Source organism: Mesorhizobium sp. STM 4661 (assembly GCF_000359125.1).
In the GTDB taxonomy this organism is placed as follows: domain Bacteria; phylum Pseudomonadota; class Alphaproteobacteria; order Rhizobiales; family Rhizobiaceae; genus Mesorhizobium.
In genome coordinates this window covers 18,627-40,117 of record NZ_CAAF010000041.1, presented here as the reverse complement: position 1 = coordinate 40,117, position 21,491 = coordinate 18,627, and the positions used below count along the sequence as shown (strand labels likewise).

The 21,491-nt window shown below is 63.1% G+C and carries 22 protein-coding genes and 1 pseudogene; 6 read left to right on the top strand and 17 right to left on the bottom strand.

Annotation, left to right across the window (positions count from 1 at the left end; genetic code table 11):
- The 3 genes from MESS4_RS13455 to MESS4_RS13445 all read right to left on the bottom strand — a co-directional run.
- Positions 1 to 332 (bottom strand): nucleotidyl transferase AbiEii/AbiGii toxin family protein (locus tag MESS4_RS13455; protein ID WP_036241220.1); only part of this gene is annotated, 332 nt, incomplete at its 3' end.
- Positions 333 to 403: 71 nt separating this feature from the next.
- Positions 404 to 631, bottom strand: coding sequence for a hypothetical protein (locus MESS4_RS13450; RefSeq protein ID WP_006331266.1), 228 nt, complete (start codon positions 629 to 631; stop codon positions 404 to 406).
- A 53-nt stretch (positions 632 to 684) separates the two neighbouring features.
- Positions 685 to 2,016, bottom strand: a complete 1,332-nt coding sequence (locus MESS4_RS13445; RefSeq protein ID WP_006331265.1) for a dihydroorotase — start codon at positions 2,014 to 2,016, stop codon at positions 685 to 687.
- Positions 2,017 to 2,098: 82 nt separating this feature from the next.
- Between MESS4_RS13445 and MESS4_RS13440 the strand changes: the two genes are divergently transcribed.
- Complete coding sequence (locus tag MESS4_RS13440) at positions 2,099 to 2,959, top strand: folate-binding protein YgfZ (RefSeq protein ID WP_006331264.1); 861 nt, start codon at positions 2,099 to 2,101, stop codon at positions 2,957 to 2,959.
- Entirely contained in the window at positions 2,959 to 3,594 is a 636-nt protein-coding gene (locus MESS4_RS13435) for an HD family hydrolase (RefSeq protein ID WP_006331262.1), read from the top strand. Before MESS4_RS13440 ends, MESS4_RS13435 begins: the two co-directional genes overlap by 1 nt.
- Here MESS4_RS13435 and MESS4_RS31165 read toward each other — a convergent pair.
- A complete protein-coding gene (locus tag MESS4_RS31165; RefSeq protein ID WP_006331261.1) occupies positions 3,591 to 3,821 on the bottom strand; it encodes a hypothetical protein in 231 nt (76 codons plus the stop codon). The genes MESS4_RS13435 and MESS4_RS31165 overlap by 4 nt on opposite strands.
- A gap of 32 nt (positions 3,822 to 3,853) precedes the next feature.
- Positions 3,854 to 4,342 carry a hypothetical protein gene (locus tag MESS4_RS13425; protein WP_006331260.1) on the bottom strand — a complete coding sequence of 163 codons (489 nt, stop codon included), beginning with the start codon at positions 4,340 to 4,342 and terminating at the stop codon, positions 3,854 to 3,856.
- Positions 4,343 to 4,503: 161 nt separating this feature from the next.
- Here MESS4_RS13425 and MESS4_RS13420 point away from each other — a divergent pair, with 161 nt between their 5' ends.
- A complete protein-coding gene (locus tag MESS4_RS13420; protein ID WP_006331257.1) occupies positions 4,504 to 6,639 on the top strand; it encodes an EAL domain-containing protein in 2,136 nt (711 codons plus the stop codon).
- Between the two features lie 34 nt (positions 6,640 to 6,673).
- On the opposite strand, the gene MESS4_RS13415 is transcribed toward MESS4_RS13420, so the two are convergent.
- Entirely contained in the window at positions 6,674 to 7,564 is an 891-nt protein-coding gene (locus MESS4_RS13415) for a fatty acid desaturase family protein (protein ID WP_006331253.1), read from the bottom strand.
- Positions 7,565 to 7,671: 107 nt separating this feature from the next.
- Here MESS4_RS13415 and MESS4_RS13410 point away from each other — a divergent pair, with 107 nt between their 5' ends.
- On the top strand, positions 7,672 to 8,619 hold the full coding sequence (locus tag MESS4_RS13410) for a LysR substrate-binding domain-containing protein (protein WP_006331251.1): 948 nt from the start codon (positions 7,672 to 7,674) through the stop codon (positions 8,617 to 8,619).
- A gap of 14 nt (positions 8,620 to 8,633) precedes the next feature.
- Here MESS4_RS13410 and MESS4_RS13405 read toward each other — a convergent pair whose 3' ends face one another.
- From MESS4_RS13405 to MESS4_RS13385, 5 genes are all read right to left on the bottom strand, one after another.
- A complete protein-coding gene (locus tag MESS4_RS13405; protein WP_006331250.1) occupies positions 8,634 to 8,906 on the bottom strand; it encodes a DUF3303 family protein in 273 nt (90 codons plus the stop codon).
- 9 nt (positions 8,907 to 8,915) lie between these two features.
- Complete coding sequence (locus MESS4_RS13400; RefSeq protein WP_006331249.1) at positions 8,916 to 10,391, bottom strand: RimK family alpha-L-glutamate ligase; 1,476 nt, start codon at positions 10,389 to 10,391, stop codon at positions 8,916 to 8,918.
- Positions 10,388 to 11,494 carry a peptidase C39 family protein gene (locus MESS4_RS13395; RefSeq protein ID WP_006331244.1) on the bottom strand — a complete coding sequence of 369 codons (1,107 nt, stop codon included), beginning with the start codon at positions 11,492 to 11,494 and terminating at the stop codon, positions 10,388 to 10,390. Before MESS4_RS13395 ends, MESS4_RS13400 begins: the two co-directional genes overlap by 4 nt.
- 195 nt (positions 11,495 to 11,689) lie before the next feature.
- Complete coding sequence (locus tag MESS4_RS13390) at positions 11,690 to 12,481, bottom strand: anti-sigma factor (protein ID WP_006331239.1); 792 nt, start codon at positions 12,479 to 12,481, stop codon at positions 11,690 to 11,692.
- Entirely contained in the window at positions 12,478 to 12,996 is a 519-nt protein-coding gene (locus tag MESS4_RS13385) for an RNA polymerase sigma factor (RefSeq protein WP_006331237.1), read from the bottom strand. Before MESS4_RS13385 ends, MESS4_RS13390 begins: the two co-directional genes overlap by 4 nt.
- A gap of 264 nt (positions 12,997 to 13,260) precedes the next feature.
- On the opposite strand from MESS4_RS13385, the gene MESS4_RS13380 reads away from it, so the two are divergent.
- Entirely contained in the window at positions 13,261 to 13,548 is a 288-nt protein-coding gene (locus MESS4_RS13380) for a type II toxin-antitoxin system VapB family antitoxin (RefSeq protein WP_006331236.1), read from the top strand.
- Positions 13,505 to 13,933, top strand: coding sequence for a type II toxin-antitoxin system VapC family toxin (locus MESS4_RS13375; protein WP_006331235.1), 429 nt, complete (start codon positions 13,505 to 13,507; stop codon positions 13,931 to 13,933). The genes MESS4_RS13380 and MESS4_RS13375 overlap by 44 nt, the downstream gene beginning before the upstream one ends.
- A gap of 13 nt (positions 13,934 to 13,946) precedes the next feature.
- Here the strand turns inward: MESS4_RS13375 and MESS4_RS13370 are convergent, their stop codons facing one another.
- From MESS4_RS13370 to MESS4_RS13345, 6 genes and pseudogenes are all read right to left on the bottom strand, one after another.
- The gene (locus MESS4_RS13370) at positions 13,947 to 16,703 is read right to left on the bottom strand and encodes a DUF2339 domain-containing protein (RefSeq protein WP_006331233.1); all 2,757 of its coding nucleotides are present in this window, start codon (positions 16,701 to 16,703) and stop codon (positions 13,947 to 13,949) included.
- 111 nt (positions 16,704 to 16,814) lie between these two features.
- Positions 16,815 to 17,338: pseudogene (locus tag MESS4_RS13365) on the bottom strand (PaaI family thioesterase).
- Positions 17,335 to 18,111: a DNA repair protein RecO gene (gene recO / locus MESS4_RS13360; protein ID WP_006331231.1), complete on the bottom strand. Its 777-nt coding sequence runs from the start codon at positions 18,109 to 18,111 to the stop codon at positions 17,335 to 17,337. Before recO ends, MESS4_RS13365 begins: the two are co-directional and overlap by 4 nt.
- Positions 18,112 to 18,245: 134 nt before the next feature.
- Positions 18,246 to 19,391 (bottom strand): porin, encoded by a 1,146-nt coding sequence (locus tag MESS4_RS13355; RefSeq protein ID WP_006331229.1) that lies wholly within the window; start codon positions 19,389 to 19,391, stop codon positions 18,246 to 18,248.
- Positions 19,392 to 19,754: 363 nt separating this feature from the next.
- Positions 19,755 to 20,462, bottom strand: a complete 708-nt coding sequence (locus MESS4_RS13350) for a hypothetical protein (protein WP_006331227.1) — start codon at positions 20,460 to 20,462, stop codon at positions 19,755 to 19,757.
- Between the two features lie 115 nt (positions 20,463 to 20,577).
- Entirely contained in the window at positions 20,578 to 21,489 is a 912-nt protein-coding gene (locus MESS4_RS13345; protein WP_006331226.1) for an aminoglycoside phosphotransferase family protein, read from the bottom strand.
- Positions 21,490 to 21,491: the final 2 nt, after the last annotated feature.

The following is a 21,491-nucleotide window of genomic DNA, read 5'->3' as shown; positions in this document are numbered from 1 at the left end:
TCGCGGATGATTTCGAATTTGATCAATTGCCCCTTGAGCCGCAAAACCGTTCTCAAACCATACTGATCGATTTGGAAATCCCGAACGGCCTCAACAGCTTCGGGGAAGAACGCCCTGACGCCCCGTTCGGTCGCACGGGTTCGCAGTTCGCGATAGCCATCAGCGTCGGCGCATAGGAAATCCACGTCCAGTGACCGTCGATATTCGCCGAGTTTCATGACAATCGCCGTCCCGCCGCCGAACCAGCATTGGTTTGCGGCCAGGAATTCGCGATCCATTAGTCCGAGGGTTTCGGCAATTATCCGGTGTTCTGGCCTTTTGAACTCCTTCATGACTTCCGCTCGCTGTGTGTCCTGTTGATGGTTGTAGAAGCAAGGAGAAAGATCAGGAGAGCAGAAGAACTTTACCGGGTGATCAACAGGACGCCATGACCGAATTCGTTGGCGAGATTCCGTATAAGCAGCTTTTCACGCGCCGTAAGACGCTTTTGATCGATAAATCGCCAATTGCGCTCATACAGCGCGAAAGCTTCTTCGGCGGGAATCGGACGCGCCACGTCACGGTTCCAGGCGAGAGCCTGGAGTTCCGGAAACTCGGCGGGGACAATCATGGGCGCGATATCTGCGTTCATAACCCCAGCAACATAATGCACGGTACTTAAAAAATCCAACACCGTGGAAACGGCTACACCGCCAGCGCCTCGGAAAACTCCACGGCCCTGCCCTGTCCGGGCGTGACGATCTCGCCCTCCCACATCACGCGCCAGCCGCGCACGATTGTGCCGACCGGCCAGCCGGTGACTTCCTTGCCGTCATAGGGCGTCCAGCCGGCCTTGGAGCCGGCCTGCGCATTGGTGATGGTCTCACGGCGCTTCAGGTCGACAATAGTGAAATCGGCGTCGTAGCCGGCGGCGATGCGGCCTTTTCTCGCCATGCCGAAGATGCGCTGCGGACCATGGCTGGAGAGATCGACGAAGCGCTGCAAGGTCAACCGGCCGGCATTGACGTGGTCGAGCATGATCGGCACCAACGTCTGCACGCCGGTCATTCCCGATGGCGAGGCCGGATAGGGCTTTGCCTTCTCGGCCAGCGTGTGTGGGGCGTGGTCGGAACCGAGCACGTCGACGATGCCTTGCGCAATGCCGTGCCAGACGCCGTCGCGGTGGCGTGCTGCGCGCACCGGCGGGTTCATCTGGATCAGTGTGCCGAGCCGCGCATAATCGTCGGCGGCGAGCGTCAGGTGGTGCGGCGTCGCTTCGCAGGTGGCGACATCCTTGTGCCGTTCGAGGAAGGCTATCTCCTCGGCGGTCGAGATGTGCAGCACATGGATGCGGGCACGAACCTGGCGCGCGATGCGCACCAGCCGCTCGGTGCAGCGCAATGCCGCGATCTCGTCGCGCCAGACCGGATGCGAGGACGGATCGCCCTCGATGCGCTCACCCAGCCGCTCGCGCAACCGGAACTCGTCCTCGGAGTGGAAGGCGGCGCGGCGGCGCGTATTCCTAAGGATCGCGGCGACACCCTCGTCGTCCTCGACCAGCAGGTCGCCGGTGGACGAGCCCATGAACACTTTTATGCCGGCAGCACCGGGCAGCCGCTCCAGTTCGCCGGCATCACCGGCATTGTCGCGGGTGCCGCCAACCCAGAAGGCAAAGTCGCAATGCATGCGGCCGGAAGCGCGCCGCACCTTGTCGGCAAGGGCGGCGTCGCTGGTGGTCAACGGATTGGTGTTGGGCATTTCGAACACGGCGGTGACGCCGCCGAGCGCCGCCGCGTGCGAGCCGGTCTCCAGATCTTCCTTGTGCTCCAGCCCCGGCTCGCGGAAATGCACCTGGCTGTCGACGACACCAGGCAGGATGTGCAGGCCGCGGCAGTCGATCGTCTCGCCGGCCGATCCCTGGCCGAGATCGCCTATTGCCGCAATGCGCCCGTCCTTGACGCCGACATCGCGAAAGCCCTCGCCGTCGTGATTGACCAACGTGCCGCCTGTCAGGATGAGGTCGTAGGTCGTGGCCATGCCGATCCAATCTCTTGCGGGGGGAGTGTGGCCGGCTTACGTAAAGGCCGACCGTTTTGCAAGATCAGGTTTTGTCCAGCCCATGCCCTTTGCCCTGCTTAGAGACCGTGCGCTCATTTCGGTGTCAGGCCCGGATGCCGAGCATTTTTTGCAGAACATCCTGACCACCGATCTCGACACGCTTGCTTCCGGCCAGGCAAAGCCAGGTGCGCTTTTGACGCCGCAAGGCAAGATCCTGTTCGATTTCCTGATCTCACGCGCTGGCGACGATGCCTTGCACCTCGAATGCCGCGCCGATGTCGCCGACGACTTCGTGCGCCGGCTGATGCTCTACAAATTGCGCGCCAAGGTCGAAATTGCCAAAGCCGACCAGGGGCTTGTTGTTGTTGCGTGGGGCAGTGATTCAACCACTTCGCAATCTGATTCAACCGGGGTTGCCGATGCACGCTTCTTCGAAGCAGCCGTTAGCCGCTCCCATGGGAGCGGCGCAGACAAGGGCGACCTCGCCGCATGGCAGGCCTTGCGTGTCGTCCATGGCATCGCCGAAAGCGGCAGCGACTACCAGCTTGGCGATGCCTTCCCGCATGACGTGCTGCTCGACGAGACCGGCGGCGTCGGTTTCAAAAAGGGTTGCTATGTCGGCCAGGAAGTGGTCTCGCGCATGCAGCATCGCGGCACCGCCAGGCGGCGGGTGTTGATCGCCAGGGCAGAGCGGCCGCTGCCCGCGCCAGGCACGGAGCTGACGGTCGGCGAGCGGCCGGTCGGGACACTTGGCTCAACCGCCGGGACGGCAGGTCTTGCCATTGCGCGCATCGACCGGGTCAAGGCGGCGCTCGACGCCGGCCAGTCTGTTATGGCGGGTGATGTCGCCGTCGCGCTCACCATTCCGGCCTGGGCGAAATTTACTTTTCCACAGGAAGCCGTCGGCGCGGAGGAGGCCTGATGGCGGCCGATCGCGCCGGGGCGCCGCCGCGCGCCTGGCAGCGCATGTTGTCCGGCCGGCGGCTCGACCTTCTCGACCCCTCGCCACTCGACATCGAGATTTCCGACATCGCGCACGGGCTTGCCCGCGTCGCCCGTTGGAACGGCCAGACCAGCGGTGACCACGCGTTTTCGGTCGCCCAGCATTCGCTGCTGGTCGAGGCGCTTTTTGGCGAGCTGGTGCCGGACGCTTCGCCCGATGCGCGGCTCGCGACGCTGCTGCACGATGCGCCTGAATATGTCATTGGCGACATGATCTCACCGTTCAAATCGGTTATGGGCGGCAGCTACAAGGATTGCGAGCTTCGACTTCAGCGCGCCATCCACCAGCGCTTTTCGCTACCGGCCGAACCGGGTGAAGGCCTGCGCAAGCGGATCAAGCGCGCCGACCAGATCGCTGCCTATTATGAGGCGACGCTGCTGGCCGGCTTCTCCACAGCCGAGGCAACCGAGTTCTTCGGCCGGCCGCGCGGCTTCAACGCAGAGCGCTTCGATTTCACGCCGCGTTCGGTGACGTGGGCGCAAAACGCCTTCCTCAGGCGGTATGCGGCCATCGAGAAATCGCGGCGCCAGAAGCACCCTGAATACGGAAGCTAGAAACGGCCCCCGGTGCGGAATCCGCCGCCTGCGGGCGGACGGCCAAGTCCTCCCCCGGATCCGCCTCTCGGCAGGCGCAAGCCACCACCGAAGCCTCCCGGCAAGCGCGGCGCGCGCTGGCGAAAACCGCCGTTCAGCGCATCATCGAGATTGCGGGATCTGAGCGCACCCGAAAGAATGCCGCCGATAACGCCTCCAATGACGTCGCCATTGGTGAAACCGCCCATGGGATCGCCATAGCCGCGTTGAAGAAACTGGCTCAGCGATTGCTCCAGCCTTCTCCGCTCCGGCCTTTGGCAACGATTTCCGCCCGAACAACCCGCTCCTGCTGGGTTTTCCAGGCAGAATCCTGTTGGATCGATGCCTCCACGCTAGCGGCCAAGCCCTCGATCCGATCGCCCAGGGCATCAACGGCGGCGGCCTTTTCGGCATGATCGGCTTCCGCCGCGAGCGTGGCTTCCAGCGCGCTCGCACGACGATCCGCCGCTGATGAGAGCCGCTGGCGTCCGCGTTCGACCAGATCGAGGGCTTGCCGTTCCACACTATCGATCTCGCCTGCAACTTCCTTGCTCAGCAGAGCCTCGAGCCGGATCGCGGCCAGCGTCTTGAAGTCTTCGGCCTGTTCGGTTCGCAATCGCACGGCATCCTCGGCGGACGTGCGCGCCATGACGGCAAGCTTCTCCTCCTCGGCACGCACGCCGAGGATGGCACGCTCGATTGAGGATGCGGTTTGGCGGCCGGAGATCATGAGTCTACCATTTCGTGATCATCCCCTGAACCGGTGTCAATCCATCTAAGTCATCGTGTTTAGAACCAGTCAACCTGCAGCAGCGCCGGTTGATTGAAGAACGGTAAATTAACCGGAACAGACAACAGTATCGTGTCCGATCACGGTCCGCAGGCCCGCACATGCCTCTCGCCCATGCCAAGGCTGGTTCGCCCGCGCGCAGGCGCGACGCCGGAGGCATCGGCCCGAAGCGGCGCATCGAAGACGAACTGCGCGAGCAGAACGAGCGCTTTTCGGCGGCCGTCGAGAACATGTCGCATGGGCTGTGCATGTTCGATGCCGACGAGCGGATGATCATCTGCAACGGCAACTATGTCAGCATCTTCTGCCTCGACACCGAAATCGTGCGGCCCGGCATCCGGTTTTTCGACATCCTCCAGCACAGCGTCGACATCGGCGTCGCCTCGCAGAGCGCCGAAGAACTCTACGCCATCCGCAAGCCCTATATCGACCGGGCGAAACCCTCGACCTATGAGGAAACGCTGTCGGACGGGCGCATCATCGACATTTCGCACCGGCCGTTGGCTTCGGGCGGCTGGGTGTCGATCTACGAGGACATCACCGAGCAACGGCGCGCCGAACGAGAGCTGAAGGAACAGCACCGCCGCTTCGACGCAGCACTCGCCAACATGTCGCAAGGCCTGTTGATGTACGACGCCGACGGCAAGCTGATCGTGCGCAACGAACGCTTTCTGGAACTCTACAAGGTAACGCCGGCCGACTTTCCGCTTGGCATGAGCCACCACGACCTGATCGAGCAGCTCTTGCGCCTGGGCATCTATGCGGGGATCGACATCGATCGCGAAATCTCGAGCACCGCGGCCAGCCTTCAAGCCGGAGAAATGCGATCGACCCACCGCCATCTTGCCGATGGCAGGACCCTTTCGGTCGTACAGCGACCGATGGGTGGCGGCGGCTGGGTGGCGACCTTCGACGACGTCACCGAGCGCCGGCGCGTCGAAGAGCGCATGACCCATCTTGCGCTTCACGATACGCTGACCAACCTGCCCAATCGTTCGATGTTCCGCGACCGGCTCGACCAAGCCCTGCGCGAGGCCACGGATCTGGCGATATTGTCGCTCGACCTCGACCGCTTCAAGGCCGTCAACGATACGTGGGGACATCCTGCCGGCGACTGGCTGCTGAAATGCGTGGCTGAACGGCTGCAGCGTTCCCTGCGCAATGAAACGGACGTCGTCGCGCGTTTCGGCGGCGACGAGTTCGTCATCATCCAGTTCAATCCCAAAGGCGCCAGCGATGCGGAAAAACTGGCAAAACGCATCGTCGACATCGTCGGAAAACCGTTTCGCGACAAAAGCCGCGACATGCATGTCGGCATCAGCCTCGGCATCGCGCTTTTCCCCAACGATGGCACGGACGCCGACACGCTCTTGAAAAACGCCGACATGGCCCTCTACCGGGCAAAGAGCGAAGGCCGCAACGTTTACCGTTTCTTCGAGCCCGGCATGGATGCAATGGTGCGGGCACGCCGCGCACTCGAAACCGACCTCGAGGCGGCGTTGCCGCGGCGGGAATTCGAGCTGGATTTCCAACCCATCATGAACATCGCCTCCAGCGACATCGTTGGCTCCGAGGCGTTGATGCGATGGTATTCGCCGACACGCGGCCGGGTGCCTCCGGACGATTTCATACCGGTTGCCGAAGAAATCGGGCTGATCGTGCCGCTTGGCGAATGGGCGCTGAGGAAAGCCTGCACGGTGGCGGCGGGCTGGCCGCATGGGCTGCGTATCGCGGTCAACGTCTCGGCTGCGCAGATCAAAAGCGGCACCTTTGCCCGCAGCGTCATCTCGGCGCTGGCATTTTCCGGTGTGCCGGCCAGCCGGCTGGAACTGGAGATCACCGAAACGGTGCTGATGGACGAAAGCGATACGGTGCTGAAGACACTCAGGCAGTTGCGCGAGCTCGGCATCCGCATCGCGCTGGACGATTTCGGTATTGGCTATTCGTCGCTCGGCTATCTCCGCCGCTTCCCGGTCGACAAGATCAAGATCGACCGCTCCTTCATCCGTGATATCGACAACCGCGATACCGCCGCGATCGTGCGCACGGTCATCGGGCTCGGCGCGCAGCTTGGCATCACCGTCACCGCCGAAGGTGTCGAAACCGAAGCTCAGCTGGAGTTCCTGCGCAAGGAGGGCTGTGTCGAGGCCCAAGGCTATCTGATTGGCGTGCCATCGAAGGCGGCGGATATCGCTCGACTGCTCGAGTCGCGCGCGGCGATCAGGCAATCAGGCTGAGCGCAACATCCGGCTCGGCCTGAGACACCTCAGATCAGCGCAATGTTTCGATATATTTTTCGTGGAAGCGCACATAGCCGGCTTCGATCTCCTTTAGATGGCGCTCGATCAGGGCGTGAAACGTCGGCAGCTGATGGAACGGCACACCCGGATAGGCATGATGCTCGGCGTGAAAGGGCATATTCCAGGCGAGCTTGCGGACAAACCAGTTGGTCAGCGTGGTCCGGGTGTTTTCCAACATGTTGGCCACTAACGGACAACGGCCATGTTCAGCCAGGAGATAGAGGCGCAGGAACGGCTGTCCGAGCAGCGCCGGCAGAATCCAGACATAGAGCAGCGTGGTTGCCCGGAGCCAGACGGCCAGCACAAGCACGACGGCATAGAAGGCAATCATGGCACGGGCCTCGGCGCGCACCTTGGGCCGGCCTTTTGGCGGCACGTAGCTGTCCCGGCATCGGCCGGTGGCATGGGTGTAGAGCGTCTTGAAGTGGCCCCACCACACCGGAAGCCCGGAGACGTGGATGAGATACTGACGCCAGGTTTCGGGCTTCGGGAAGGCCAGTTCCGGGTCGTTCTGGGGATCCTGGGTGAAGCGGTGATGGGCGAAATGGAAATAGCGGAACCAGTCGGCCGGCAGCGCGATCGCCAGGCTGCAGACGCGCGCCACGAAATCGTTCAGCCGCTGTGTTTCGAAAGCCGTGCGATGAACCGTCTCGTGAAGAAGCGTGAACAGGAAAACGATGAGGATGCCTTGCGGCAGCATCAGCAGCGGCCAGTACGGCACCTTGGCGATGATCAGCGCACCAATGACGATGATCGCGCCCCAATGGCCGGCAAGCTGCAGCAGCCCGAGGCGATCCGACTTGGCGGTCAGCCTGTCGCGCTGTTGCTGCGTCAGTGATGCGATCACGTCGCGATGGTCCATTGGTCTTGATCCCGCACTGTCGATCGGATGAGCCTAATCGCCAAACCAGCTTTCGCAAAACGAGGATTTCTGCAATTTAGATAAGCGCAACTTATCTATTGGTCGCCATGGTCGCACTTCCATCCTTGCGGGGACTCCAGGCTTTCGAGGCTGCGGCGCGCTGCGGCAGCTTTGCCGCCGCAGCCGAAGAACTTTCGATTTCCGCGGCCGCTGTCAGCCAGCTGATCCGGACCATCGAGGATCAGATGGGCCGCAAGCTGTTTCACCGGGTCAATCGCCGTGCCGTGCTGACCGATGCCGGCCGGGAAATGCTGCCTCGGCTGACGACGGCCTTCGAGGAGATCGGCAGCGTGTCGCGCGAGCTCAGTGGCGCGGAGTTTCGATCGCGGCTTGTCGTCTCGGTGCCGCCGTCCATGGCGATGGGCTGGCTCTCGACGCGCCTGACGGGCTTTGTCGCCAGCCATGGCGCGGTCGACATATCGCTGAGAGGCGAAGACGATCCGGTGTCGTTCGACCGCGACCTGATCGACATACGTCTTTCCTATGGGCGCTCCCACTATCGCGACCAGGCAACGGAAGACATCGTGAGGGACGCCGTCTATCCCGTTTGCGCACCCGTGATGGCAAGGGAGATCAGCGATCTTGAAGGCGCCGCCGCCCTCGTCCGCTTGCCGTTGATCCATACGGATTGGGGGCCGACAGGCGCGTCCTTTCCATCCTGGCGCAGTTGGTTCGAGACGGCCGGCATCGAGCCTGGCCGCGCGAGCCAACGCGGTCTGTCGGCGAATTCGTCGCGGGCTGCACTCGACCTCGCCATGTCGGGCCTCGGTGTCGCGCTGGCGCAGGGCGTCTTCTGCGCCGAGGCGGTGGAAGACGGCAGGCTGGTCAGGCCCGTCGCACAGGCGCTGGAGCTGCGCCAGCCCTATTGCCTGACGATCCCGCAACGAAGCTTGAGGCGCGACGTGGTGGCGGCGTTCAGGGCATGGCTGATCGAGGAATGCCTGCGCTCGGTGCGATCGCCGGCGTTGATCACTCGGCCATCCGAGGGCCAGTGACGGCAATTGTCCGGTCAGAGGTGTCCGCTCAATGCCTCCGCCATGTCCTTGTTCGTCGCCACGGGCACGATCTCGAATTCGACCAGATCCGCCCATTCGACGACCCACCGCCGCAGGAGCGTGACGTCATCGGCCTCCACCAGCAGGAAGCAGCGGCTCATATCCGCCGCGATCCAGCTGTGGTGCACGAGAAGCGCGTCCGGCTTCAGGCGGCCCTGGTCGCGGAAGCGACGGTAGATCTCCTTGCGGTCACAGCCGCTAAAATCCTCGGTCACAAAAAACAGCATCTCTGTCCCCTACTCGGATGATTGTCGCCCAGGCCGGTCGAGCCGTTCCAGGAACCATTGCGTCAGCCGCACCCAGACCTCGTCCTTTTCGCCGGAATCCTCCCAGCCATGGTCGAGGTTGGGATTGTCGTTGACCTCGATGACGAAGACGCCGTCCCTGGTCTCCTTGAGGTCGACGCCGTAGAGGCCGTCGCCGATGCAGCGCGCCGCCTTGACCGCCGTCTCGACGACATGGGCCGGCGCCTCCTTCAGCGTGAAGGTCTTGATGCCGCCCTGGTCGGGCTTGCCGTTGGCCTTGTGGTTGACGATCTGCCAGTGCTTCTTGGCCATCAGATAATGCACGGCAAACAAGGGCTGGCCACCGAGCACGCCGACACGCCAGTCATATTCGGTCGGAATGAATTTTTGCGCGATCAGAAGATCGGAATCCTCCAGCCATTCGGTGGCCAGTGTCTTCAGTTCCTCGAAGGTCTCGCATTTCTTCACACCACGCGAAAATGATGAGTCCGGGATTTTCAGCACCAGCGGAAAACCCAGCGTCTGTGCCGCCAATTCGAGGTCCGAGATGCCGGCGATCATCACCGTCGGCGGCACCGGCACCTTGTTGTAGGTCATCAGCTCGTTGAGATAGACCTTGTTGGTGCAGCGGATCATGGACAGCGGATCGTCGATGACCGGCATGCCTTCCTGCTGGGCGCGGCGGGCGAAACGGTAGGTGTGGTTGGAGATCGAGGTGGTTTCGCGGATGAACAGCGCGTCGTAGTTGGCAAGCTTGGCCAGATCCTTCTTGGTGATCGGTTCGATCTCGACGCCCATCTTTTCGGCGATCTTGGCCCAGTAGCGCAGCGACGAAATCTCCGAAGGCGGCAATTCCTCATGTGGGTCGACCAGCGTGGCGAAGGTGTAGCGCGCCGGCGTGCGGCCCTTGGTGTCGCGCCATTCGCGGTTGGTGTAGGTCTCGAGGCACCGCAGGAAGCGCTCTTTTTCCTCTTCGGTCATCCTGATCAGCGGATGGAAGCCGATCTTGCGGATCGACGCCCATTCGGCGCTGTCCTTGATATGGACCTCCAGCGCCGGCGCCCGGAACCAGTCGAACAGGAGCTTGGCGAAACGGTCCCATATTTTCGACGGGCCGATGCCGAAGAAGATGCAGACCTTCTGCGGAAAGGCGCCGCCGAGATCCTTGCGGCATTTGTTGAGCGCCAACTCAAGCTCCGGCAGCGCGTGCTCGTAGAGCTTGCGCTCCGACAGGTCGATCATCGTCTCGACCGTCGGGATGACCTTGTGGCCGCGCGAGCCGGCGAGCAGCGAGGCATAGTAGCCGCGGCTCTGATAGCCGTAATTGTTCGACAGGTTGATGACCTTCGGCCGCTGGCCGCGAAACAGCGACGGATGCGCAAGATAGTCGCGGTTGGTGATGATCTTGTGCGGCGTCGCCACTTGGTCGAGATCGTTCTGCCGGCCGGTGAGGATGACCCAGGTCATTGTCTGTCGCGCTTTCCTAGCGTGATGGCGGCGCGTAGTCCGTCGCGGCCGAACTGCGCCATGTTCATGAAGATGCCGTAAGGCACGGGAATGTTGGCGGCATCAAGGATGGTCTCCTGTCTCTCGTCCTCGACCCAGGGATCGTGGATCAGGATATGGTCGCCGTCGTCGCCGATGGCCAGCACCCAATGCGGAACCTTCTTGCCGAACATCAGGAAGCCGCTGATCAGGACGAGCACCAGTTTCCCTTCGGCGATGGCGGCGCGGATATCGTCGATGGCGAATGGACGGTAATTCACCGGGATGCCGTAAAGTTCCGCGCGCCGGCGAAAGTCGACCTGCGCCAGTTCCATGACCCGGCGCTTGTCCTGGCTGCGCACCGACTGCAGGAACAGCGCGCCGTAGAAGGACACGTGGATCTCCGCCGAGAGGCCGCTTTCATAACCGGCGACGGCGAGGCCGAACGGTTCGCAGCCGCCCGGCCCGGACATCATGAAAACGGTGGTCGCTTCGCGCCACAGACGGATTTCCATGACCGGATCCGGCACGAAGCCGGGATCGAAATTGGCCATCGCCATCATCAGGCAGCACGGGCCGCAGGTGAATTCGCAGGTCTGCTGGTAGAACGGCACCCTGGTGGCGACGGGAATGTCGCCGCGCAAGGTCTTCTCGTAGCGCAGCGCAGTAGCGCCGTCCTCGTAGTAGCCGGGTTCACGGCCGATCTTGCGGTAGCCGCTCTGCTCATAGATGCGGATGGCCCGGTCGTTGTCCTCGCGCACCTCGAGGCGCAGCATCATGCGGTCATGCTCGAAGGCGGCCTCCTCGGCCCGCTCCAGCAGCATGCGGCCAATGCCGAGCCCGCCGAAGAAGGGGCCAACGGCAATGGAATAAAGCCGCGCGACGCCGCTGCCCTTGCGAAACAGCACGACCGCATAGCCGGCGATGCGGCCATCGCTTTCGGCGACCAGCATCCTGGCGGTCTCGCGTTCGATCAACTGGCGAAAGGAGCGGCGGGAGATACGGTCGCTCGAGAAAACAGCCTTCTCGATGGCGGCGAGGTCATCGACGTCAGACGCGCGGGCCTTGCGAATCTCGGCAGGCATGCGGGGCTCAAAAAACCTCGATTGGGATGTGGAAACGGCCCTGGTCGAAACATCGGTCATACCGGCGGAAACACCGGTATTCGTCAAGCGCTATCGCACCTCGATTCGGGCCGAATTGTGACAGTTCCGACGGCGGTCCAGCCACAATACGGACCATTCTTTCAACAGCGGCGCCGACTTCGGAAAATGGCGCCGTCAGCCGGCCAGGCCGGCCAGAAGCTGGCTGTAGGCGCTCTTGGCCACCGAGGTCAGTTGCGCGCGCGGCAGCGAGCCAACGACGGCGCAGGCATAACCCTTGTCCAGCCAGTAGACAGCCTCGGGGCCGTTTTCCGCCGATCCGTAGGTGCCCTTGGCTTTCCCGGCCGATTCGGCGGTGACGAAGAGGGAAATGCGCTCGCCCTTGTCGTCCTCGTAGAGCAGCATCGCAGCCTTGCCGTGGCCGGCGGGCAGCAGCCGACCGCCGACGAGCTGGAACCCTTCCGCCGCCAGATCCGGTGCGACCAGTTTCAGGCCGATCCGGTTGGACAGCCAGGTCTGCAAATGATCCTTGTCGCTGGCCGGCACTTCCACCGCGTACCGTTTTTCGGCGGCATAGATGACATGGGCCGCGATCGCCTGCTCGGCGAACTGATCGTTTGCGGGGTCATCCAGGCCGAGACGGTCGATGCCGGCGACATAACCGCCAGCACCGCCAATAGCCAGCACCGCCGCCGCGGCGGCCGCAAGCCACCAGCGCGAGCGGCCTCTCGCCGTCCTTGCCGGCGTCTCGCCGAAGACGATTTTCTGCAGCCGCGCCGGCACCGGCTCATCGAGCACGCCGGCGAAGGCGGCATGGAGCGCGGCACCGTCGGCGACATAGCGGGCGCTCCTCGCCTTCATTTCGGGATTGGCGTCGAGCCAGGCGTCATACGCCGTACGCTCGTCGCCTGGCAACTCGCCGTCGAGGGCCATGTGGATGTCGCGTTCGGAAAAATCGTGCCGGGTCATTTCTCGACTATCCTTATCGAGCGGCGGCGCGCGGTGTCCTCCAGCAATCCGCGCAATTCCTCACGCCCGCGCGCGATGCGCGACATCAATGTGCCGGCGGGGACGCCGAGGATGTTGGCGGCCTCGGCATAGGAAAAGCCTTCGATGGCGACCATGACCAGTGCGGCGCGCCGGTCGGGGCTGATCGCCTGCAGCGCGTCGATGATCTCGCGCGAGGCGATGCCCGCCACCTGCTCGGCAGGTGCTGCCTGCGCTTCGCTCGCTTCCAGCGGCAGCATCGTGGCTTCGCCGCGCCGGTTGACCTTGCGCATCTGGTCGATGAACAAATGATGCATGATCGTAAACAGCCACCTTCTGGGGCTTTCTCCAGTCTGCCAGTTGTCGAGCCGCACAAGCGCCCGTTCGAGACAGTCCTGAACGAGATCGTCGGCGGAATCGCGGTCGCGCAGCAGCGAGCGTGCGTAACGGCGCAGCCGCGGTATTTCGGCAAGGATTGCTGCCTTCTTTTCGTCCATGACCGCTGATTCTGGGGTCGCCCTGTTCATCCCGATTGAATGCGCCTTCGCGACGCAGCGCAAGCGGCCAGAGCGAAGCGGCCTGCCGCCCCGGTCACCCAAGCAATGAGATAACGCCGGCGGGTGCCGGCTTATTCCCGTTGGCGATCGGAGTGTCGATCTGTCGAGGTGCCGCGCGCCACGGATTGAAAACGCGCCGTAGCACACGTATCTGCATATTCTGTATATCCATCTCGGAATATGCTGCTGGCGAGGAAGTTGGAAATGTCTCTTTACATCCGTGATGATGAGGTCGACGCACTGGCGCGTCAGTTGCAGTCTGCCATCAAGGCGCCCACGAAGACGGAAGCGGTGCGGATCGCTCTCAAGCGCGAGCTCGAACGAACTTACGCTGTCCTTCCGCTGCGCGAGCGCATCAAAAAGTTTCAGGATGCCGCGAGCGCGCTTGGTCCTGATGACCCTGCTTTCGACATGAAGAAGTTCATGGACGAAGGATGGGGGAAATCTGATGTTTCTCGGCGCCTCGGTCGTCATCGCGATCATTTTGAATGAACCGGGTTCCGACCGTTTGCTCAGAAAGGTCGAATCTGCCGAAAAGCTTTATTTCTCGCCGAGTTCCGCGTTCGAGGCGATCGTTGGGATAGCCCGCAGGAAATCTGTCGCAAAAAGCGGCGACCAAGCTCCGACACCACCCGCCCTGATCGACCAATGCCAAACCATCGTCATGGGCTTCCTGGCCGAACTCAAAGCCGTCGAGATCGCGATAGATACCGCCATCCGCGAGCTCGCAGTCAAAGCCGCCCGCGACTACGGCCGATATGTAGGCCATCCCGCGAAGCTGAACTTCGGCGACTGCTTCAGCTATGCATGCGCCAAGGCCTACCGAGTACCACTCCTCTATAAGGGCAATGATTTTTCGCAGACCGATCTGGCTTGAACCCTACCCAATTTCAGATTTTAGCAGCCCTCGTCAGCAGCCGCTGATAGAACAGGCCGATGCCGATCAGCACCGCGCCAAGGCCGATGAAGGACAGCGCTCTCAGCACGCCTTCCAGTTCCGACATGTCGAAGACGAAGACTTTCAGCACGGCAACCGAGATCAGCGCGGCGGACGCGATGCGCAGCACCTGCGATTTCAGCCAGACGCCGGCGGTGAGCAGCGCCACGCCGATGACTAGCCACAGCGCCGAATAGGTGTAGGTTTCGAGCTGGCCGAGGCCGCTCCACAGGCCGATGAACTCGCCCTTGAACAGCCGCCGGACCGACAGCGTCGCATAGGCGAAGGCAAGCACCGCCGCCACCACCGCCAGCATCGCCGCATACCATTTCGGCCGCTTGTCTCTGACATAGAACGCGAGCCCGCCGGCGGCGACCGCCGGCAGGAGATAGGCCAGGAACAGCAGGTTGAACACCGGGATCCGGCCGGTCGATTCATCCGTGAACAGCGGGTTCAGCACCACGAAATGCCGGATGACGATGAAGGCGACCGAAACCACGCCGGCGGCCATCGAACCATAGCGCAGCACCGAGCTCGGCGAGCGCATGTCGATGGCGACCAGGATGGCGCCGGCGCCGATGGCGATCAGCGTGTAGATCGCCTGCTCGGCGAGCGTGACCACACCGGTGTCGATGACGCCGCCATGCATGGCGTGGCGCACCAGCATGGCGATGGTCAGCAGCGCAAACAGCGCCGCCGCCGCCTCCATGGCAAGGCGCGGGCGGCCATTGCCAGCCATTGGTAGTGTGGGGGTGGTGCGGGCGAACTGCCAGGCGGCGAAGCCGAAGGCGAGCGCCGGCACGCCATATCCCGGCAGCAGCCAGTTGAACACCGGCGTCGTCGACAGGAACTGGGCGCCGACGATTGTCGGATCGAAGGCGACACGGCCGAGCACGGCGATGACCGCGCCGACCGAAATCCAGCCGAGCACCGGATAGGCGCGCCAACGCGTGGCCAGCGCCGGCACGATGGCCGCGGCGCCCAGAAGAATGGTGGTCAAGCCGGACCCGAAAGCCATATGCAGCATCAGCAGGCCGGCGACCGCCGCACCGCCGAGCGCGAAGGACACAGCCGCGCCGCCCTTCAGCGGTGGTTCCTCGCCACCAGCGATCCACTCGCCGCCGGCGGCGAAGACCACGACCAGAAGGGCCGCGGCCGCCGCATAGACAAGATCGCGGTCGAGATTGCCGAAGGTGAACCAGAGCGCCAGGAGAACGACCAGCGGTGCGATGACACTCCATGCCGCCCATGAAGCGGATCGCACCCAGGCAGTTGCCGCGAACCTGCGCGCGGCCCAGAAGCCGGCGCCGATGAAGACAAGCCCGAGACCGATGCCGATCCTGAGCATCAGCGGGTCGGATATGAGCGCCGGCTGGCCGTCGACGCCGACGGCGCCGCCTGAAAAATCGGCAGCGACGGAGGTCGGCGGAATGATGCCGAGATAGACCAGCACCGTCGCCAGCCCGGCCGCGTGCAGGAGCGCCAGCGCCCGAGGCCGGTAGAGCGCCACCGCCACCAGAGCCGCGACCAGTGCTGCTCCCGGCAAGGCACCGCTGGCGGCAGTGTAGGCCGGGTCGACGAACAGCGCCATGGCCGAAAGACCGACGAAGAAACCAGGGGCGATCGAGGGCCAGTCGAAGCCCCTGGCAGGTTCCGTTTCGCCACCGCGACGGCCGAGCCAGACGAAGGCGAGCACGACCAGGGTGACGGCGTCGATGAACAGGATGACCGGCAGGTTGGCACCCGGCGCGTCGGTCATGAAGAGGATGGTCCAGAGACCGGTGCCGACAAAGGCGGCCGCCATCAGGAAAGTCCAGTCGCGCATGCGGGCGATGATGCCGGTGGCGGCAAGCACGATAGCGAGATAGCAGAACAGCGCCCAGGCATTGGGCGCCTGCGAGGCGATCAGCATCGGCGTCACCATCGCGCCGAGCAGGCCTGTGCCGGCCAGCGCCTGGCCGTGGACGAGAGCCGCGGCAATGGTCGCCACGCCGATGGCGCCGAGCAGCGTGAAGGCGAGCGCCGGGCCGATGAAGCCGTAGACGCCATGCGCGGCATAGACAGTGCCGAACAGGATGAAAGCGCCGGCAGCCGTCAGGATCGCCGGAATATAGGCGCCGGTAGCGCCCTGTACCGGCAGTCTGAAGCCGGTGCGGCGGATGAACTCGCCGCCGCCGACCAGCACCAGCCCGAGCAATGCGGCCATCCCCAGCCGCACTCCGGGACCGAAGATGCCGGCCTCGATGGTGTAGCGGATCAGGAACAGGCCACCCAGCGCCAGCGCGATGCCGCCGACCCAGACCGCCCAGCGGGTGCCGAGCGCCGTTTCGATGTCGGGTTTCTGGACCGCCTTCGCCGTTGCGACGGCCGGCTCTGCCGGCGCAGACCCTGCCGGCGCCGTTTTGCCCGTGGTCCAGGGGCCGGATTTTACCTCCCCGGCCTCAGCCTCCGTCGGCGGCTTTTGCGCAGTCTTGTCGGCCGATGGCGAGGCAGTATCGGCCACGGCTGCTATCGCTGCATCCGTCGGCTTGCTGTCGTTTGCGGCCTGTTCCACCGGCTTGTGCTGCGGCGGAGCCACAGGCGCGCCCGAAAGCACGAGGCTGCGCAGCGCGCCAAGCTCGCGCTCGACCAGGCCGATGCGGCTTTGCTGGCGCGCAATGATGACAAACAGCGCGATGATGGCGACAAGGCCGATCAGGCTTTCGAACATGGCGGTTCCCCCAAACCAGACCAGTTTCACTGACACGCAGTTTTCACTGACACTCAAATACGGCCGCCAGGCGACGACCGGACAATACGGCCGCCAAGCGGCCGGGCAAACTCAACGGGCCGCCAGATTGGCCGCCGGAAAGATCGAGCATGTTTCGGTGCCGAAAGCCAGCAGCTTGCCATTGGCATCCTTCAGCGTCGCTTCCGAAACCGCCAGCGTGCGACCCTTGTGCACCACCTTGCCCTCGCAGACCACTTCGCCGGTCTTCGGCGTGATCGGCCGCGTCAGGTTCACCTTGAACTCAGCCGTCGTGTCGTATAGGCCTCACCCTTGTCGAGCAGTGTCTGCACCGCACAGCCAAGAGCCGAATCCAGGAGCGTCGCGGCCCAGCCGCCATGCACGCCGCCGAGCGGATTGAGGTAGCGCTCGTTCGGCATGCCGCGAAACACCGCGCGTCCTTCGGACACTTCGGTAAGGTCGAAGCTGAGTTGGAAGGAAATCGGCGGCGCCGGGTATTTGTTGTCGATGATGCGCTGGAGCAGCTCAAGTCCGGTGTATTCCAGGATATCGGCATGCGGAATTGTGCCGAGGCCGAGCGGCGAAACCCGGCCGGGATAGAGTTCCACTTCGCTCATCTGGTGATCTCTCCGGCGACGGCTTGTCCAGCGACGGGCTTGCCGGGCGCGTGATGCTTGCGCAACGCCGCGAGGAAGCCGGCGCGAGCGCCGGGCGGCTCGATGCCACGCGGTTCGTAGACATGGCGGGAAAAGAAGAAGCCGGTCAGCCGGAAAGCATCCTCGATCGCCGCCGGATCGGCGCGCAGGCCGGAGCCGCGCTGCAGGAAGGCGGGCAGCGGCAGCATCTTGTCGCGCCATGGCGCACCGGCCTGGCGCGACACCGCGCGCCCGGATTTCGGCGAGACATAGGCAAGATCCTGCCCGGCGCCGGTCGCCGCGCACTGGCTGAGATCGAGGCCGAAGCCGAGCTCGTCGAGAACGAGCAACTCGAAGCGCGCCACCAGTTCGCCGGCGGCATCGGCATCGTCGAGGTAGACGATCATCACGGCCAGCGTCTCGTAGAGGCCGCCATGGGCGTCGCGCTCGGGCAGCAGGCGCAGATGCGCGGCCATGGTCTGCAGGCCATAGACGGCGACGGCGCTGTCCATCAGCCGGGCGGCATTCATCTCGATCGCCTCGGCCTGGAAGGTGCCGAGATGCTCGTCGAGCCGCGCCCGCCACAGCAGGTCGACGCGGTTGCCGGGCTGCAGCACCGGCTGCTGCTTGCGCGAGCGGCCGCCGCGCACGAGGCCGAGGTGGCGGCCATGCGCACGTGTCATCACCTCGAGGATGGCACTGGTTTCGCCATGCTTGCGGGTGCCGAGAATGATTCCCTCATCGCGCCATTCCATGCCCAGAGCTTTTCACCGATCGGGTGGCGAAATCAAGGTATGGGCTTGGCGCCCAGGCCGGCTCTCGCAACCACCCACAAAAAAACCGCCCGCAGCAATACGCTGCGGGCGGCCTGGTAAGGTCAGTCGATCTGTTAGAAATTACGCTGGAAGCGGACGATGCCGCCGACGCTGCTCTTCTTGTCGGCCTTGGTCCAGTTGTTGAAGTCGAGGTCGTCGAATTTTCCTGCATTGAGGTAATCGACTTCAGCCGTGATCGTGTAGCCGGGCACAATGGTGTAGGCTACGTTGGCAGCTACGCCGAGGTTCTTCCAGTCGTCATAGGAGATCTGGGCGTTGAACGAGGTCTTGTCGTTGAACTTATAGGTGCCGCCACCCCAGATCGCCCAGTTTCCGCCCCACGGCTTGTATTGGGTACGGCCTGTGCCGAAGTCGTCGATGTTGTCGTTGGTGCCGTAGCCGCCCATGACGAACAGCGACAGTTCCTTGCTGACGTTGACGTCCAAACGGACCTTGCCGGACACTTCCTCGTAGTTGCTGTCATAGGCCGCGACGCCGGTGATCGCACCCCAGTCGCCCTTGTACTTCAAACCGCCGACGACATGCGGAACATAGCTGTCGATCGTGTTGACGCCAGTGCCTTCTTCGAGCGAGACCACGCCCGTGAAGCCGCTGCCAGCGTCGAAGTAGTAGCTGATGAGATTGGTATCCTTGACACCATACGGGATGAGCGTGTCCTGGATGACATTGCCGGCATAACCGATGAACTGGTCGTATACCGTTTCATCCTTACCGACGCGCAGGCCACCGAGCTGTATCCAGGCGAAGTTGAGGCTGGTGGTCTTGTTGCCGGCCTGCCAGCCGTTGTTGACCGGTGTCTGGTCATCATAGTCGCCGGAGGAGTTGCCGAACTGGAAGCGAGTCTCGGTGAAGGTCTTCAGCGTGCCGAGCTCGGTTTCCTGGCCGGTATAAGTCCTCAGCGTGAAACGCATGTTCTTATACCAAGTGTCGTTCGTTCCGCCGTCCATGTGATCGGGAACGTTATTGGCGCCATCCAGCGAGCCGGAATCGCCGACGCCCATGTCGTAGCGGAGATAGCCGCCGATGCGCAGGCAGGTCTCGGTGCCGGGGATATAGAAGTAGCCGGCGCCGTAGACGTCGCAGATCTTGACGTATTCGGCCGGTTCCGGTTCGGCGACGACGACAGCGTCCGCGGCGCGAGCGCCGGAGACCGCGATCAACGCCGCGGCTGAGCCGAGAAGAAGGCTCTTGATATTCATTTTCTGACCTCTCCAGTCAAAGTTAAAAATGGCTTCGGATTGCGTGGCGGAGCGGCGACATCACCCACCTCACCCACATCGAAAAAGGCCCGCACCGCTTTCCCTTTTCGGCGGCGAACATACCCATCGATCCTCCGCGTTCAATGACGATTCCGGAAATAATCCCTAGCGCATTGACAGTTTAAATTCTTGTTGCACAAATATCACTTATGCCAATTACCTAATGATACAAATGAAACAATCGGCACATCGTCATATATTTGCGATAAATACAAATGACCTTAAACGGCTAACCATAATATGGGCACGTCAATTTTCTAAAATGTGATTTTTTTAGGAGAAAAATCCTCCTATCGCCGAAAATTATTCAAATTTTGTCGTCAACACGCTCTGCGCTGCGAAGACGACATCCGCAACCAGATCCTGTTTGAGCATTTCAATGGGAATGCGACCATCGAGGCCGGCGACAGGGCTGATCAGCCAGGACCAGGCGCGCCGCGGATTCGGTATCGACGACAACACCTCGCCGATGCCGGGCACCGGCCTGCCATCGACGAACTGCGCCAGGGGAAACACATGTTTGCGGCCGCCGGTGCGCAGGGCAACCACCTTGCCGTTGCGCTGCCAGCGATGCAGGGTCGATCGCGAAATGCCAAGTTTTTCTTCCAGAAAAGTCGGTCCGGCAACCCGCCCCGCCCAGTCCTCGACCCGCATCAGATCAATGTCGTCGTTTCCGGCCAACCGGCTTCGGACCTGCGCGCCGCCGGACGCCGACGCGACCGGTCCGCGGCTCGCGGCTTCGGCTGCCAGCGCGCGCACGAATTGCAGTACAATGCCGGGCAATCTTTCCAGCGTGGTGTCGATGGCTTGCAGATCCCCCGGCGCAAGCAGGACGGTGGCAGCGGCGACGGCGCCGGCAATCTTGCCGGCGACGACCGCATCACCATTCTTGATCTCGTCTCGCCGCAGCAGCGCCTGCTCGACCTCAGCAGCGACGGCGCTTGCAAACCCCGTTTGATGGGCAAACCCGGTCTGATGGGTCGGGTCGGTGCGATTCCAAGGCTTGGTCATGTCCTAATCTGGCTGCATGCCCGCTTGTTCCGTGTCAGCCCGGAAGCGGGTCTTTCGCAGAGCCTATAGGCAGCGTGTATGACGGAGAGACGACGAACGCGGCCGCCGTGCGGGCCTAGGCTCCATCTTGCGGCGGCATCACGCGCACGTGATCGGCGAGCACTTCATCGATCACATGTCGGGACTTTTCAGTTTCGACCGGATTGACGTCTATCTGTCCGGCGAGCGTAATCAGCGCCTTCCACAGCGTCCAGCCACGGCCTCGCGCCCACATTGCTTCATCGGCGGGAAGACCAGCACGAAACACGTCCCGGCTCTTGCCTTCGAACAGCGTCCACGCAATCGCCAGATCGCATGAGGGATCACCGACGCCCGACGTGCCGAAGTCGATCACGGCGCTCAGCCGTCCTTGCCTGACCAACAGATTTCCCCAACTGACGTCGCCGTGGAACCAGACGGCAGCGCCATGCCATGTTGCGGCAAGCGCTGCCTCCCACACCGCACTCGCGGCCTCCGCGTCGATCTTGCCGTCGAGCGCTGCGATTGCCCGCCGGGTTTCACGATCGTAGACGCTGAGCGGTCCGCCGCGAAAAAAGTTGTGCTGTCCGGGTGGCGGCCCGCCGGTGGGATCGATCCGTTGCAAGGTGACCAGGAACTCGGCCAGGCTGGCCGCGAATTGCGACAGGCTGGCGATACGCTCCCGCTTCGCTGTCTCGCCTTCGATCCAGCGATAGATGGACCAATGCCAGGGATAGTTCTCGGCCGGGATCCCCATCGCCAGGGGCACGGGGATCGGCAGCGGCAGCAGCGGTGCCAGCCTTGGCAACCAGCGAAGCTCTTTTTCGACTTGCAGCGAATAGGCGTCAGCGCTCGGCAGCCGCACGAGCATCTCGTCGCCGAGATGAAAGGTCCTGTTGTCCCAGCCGCCCGATGCAACCGGCCTGACCGCAAGGCCCTTCCACCGGGGGAATTGCGTGTCGACCAGGCGGCCGACAAGAGCTGTATCGATGTTCAGCTTGCCGTCCATGG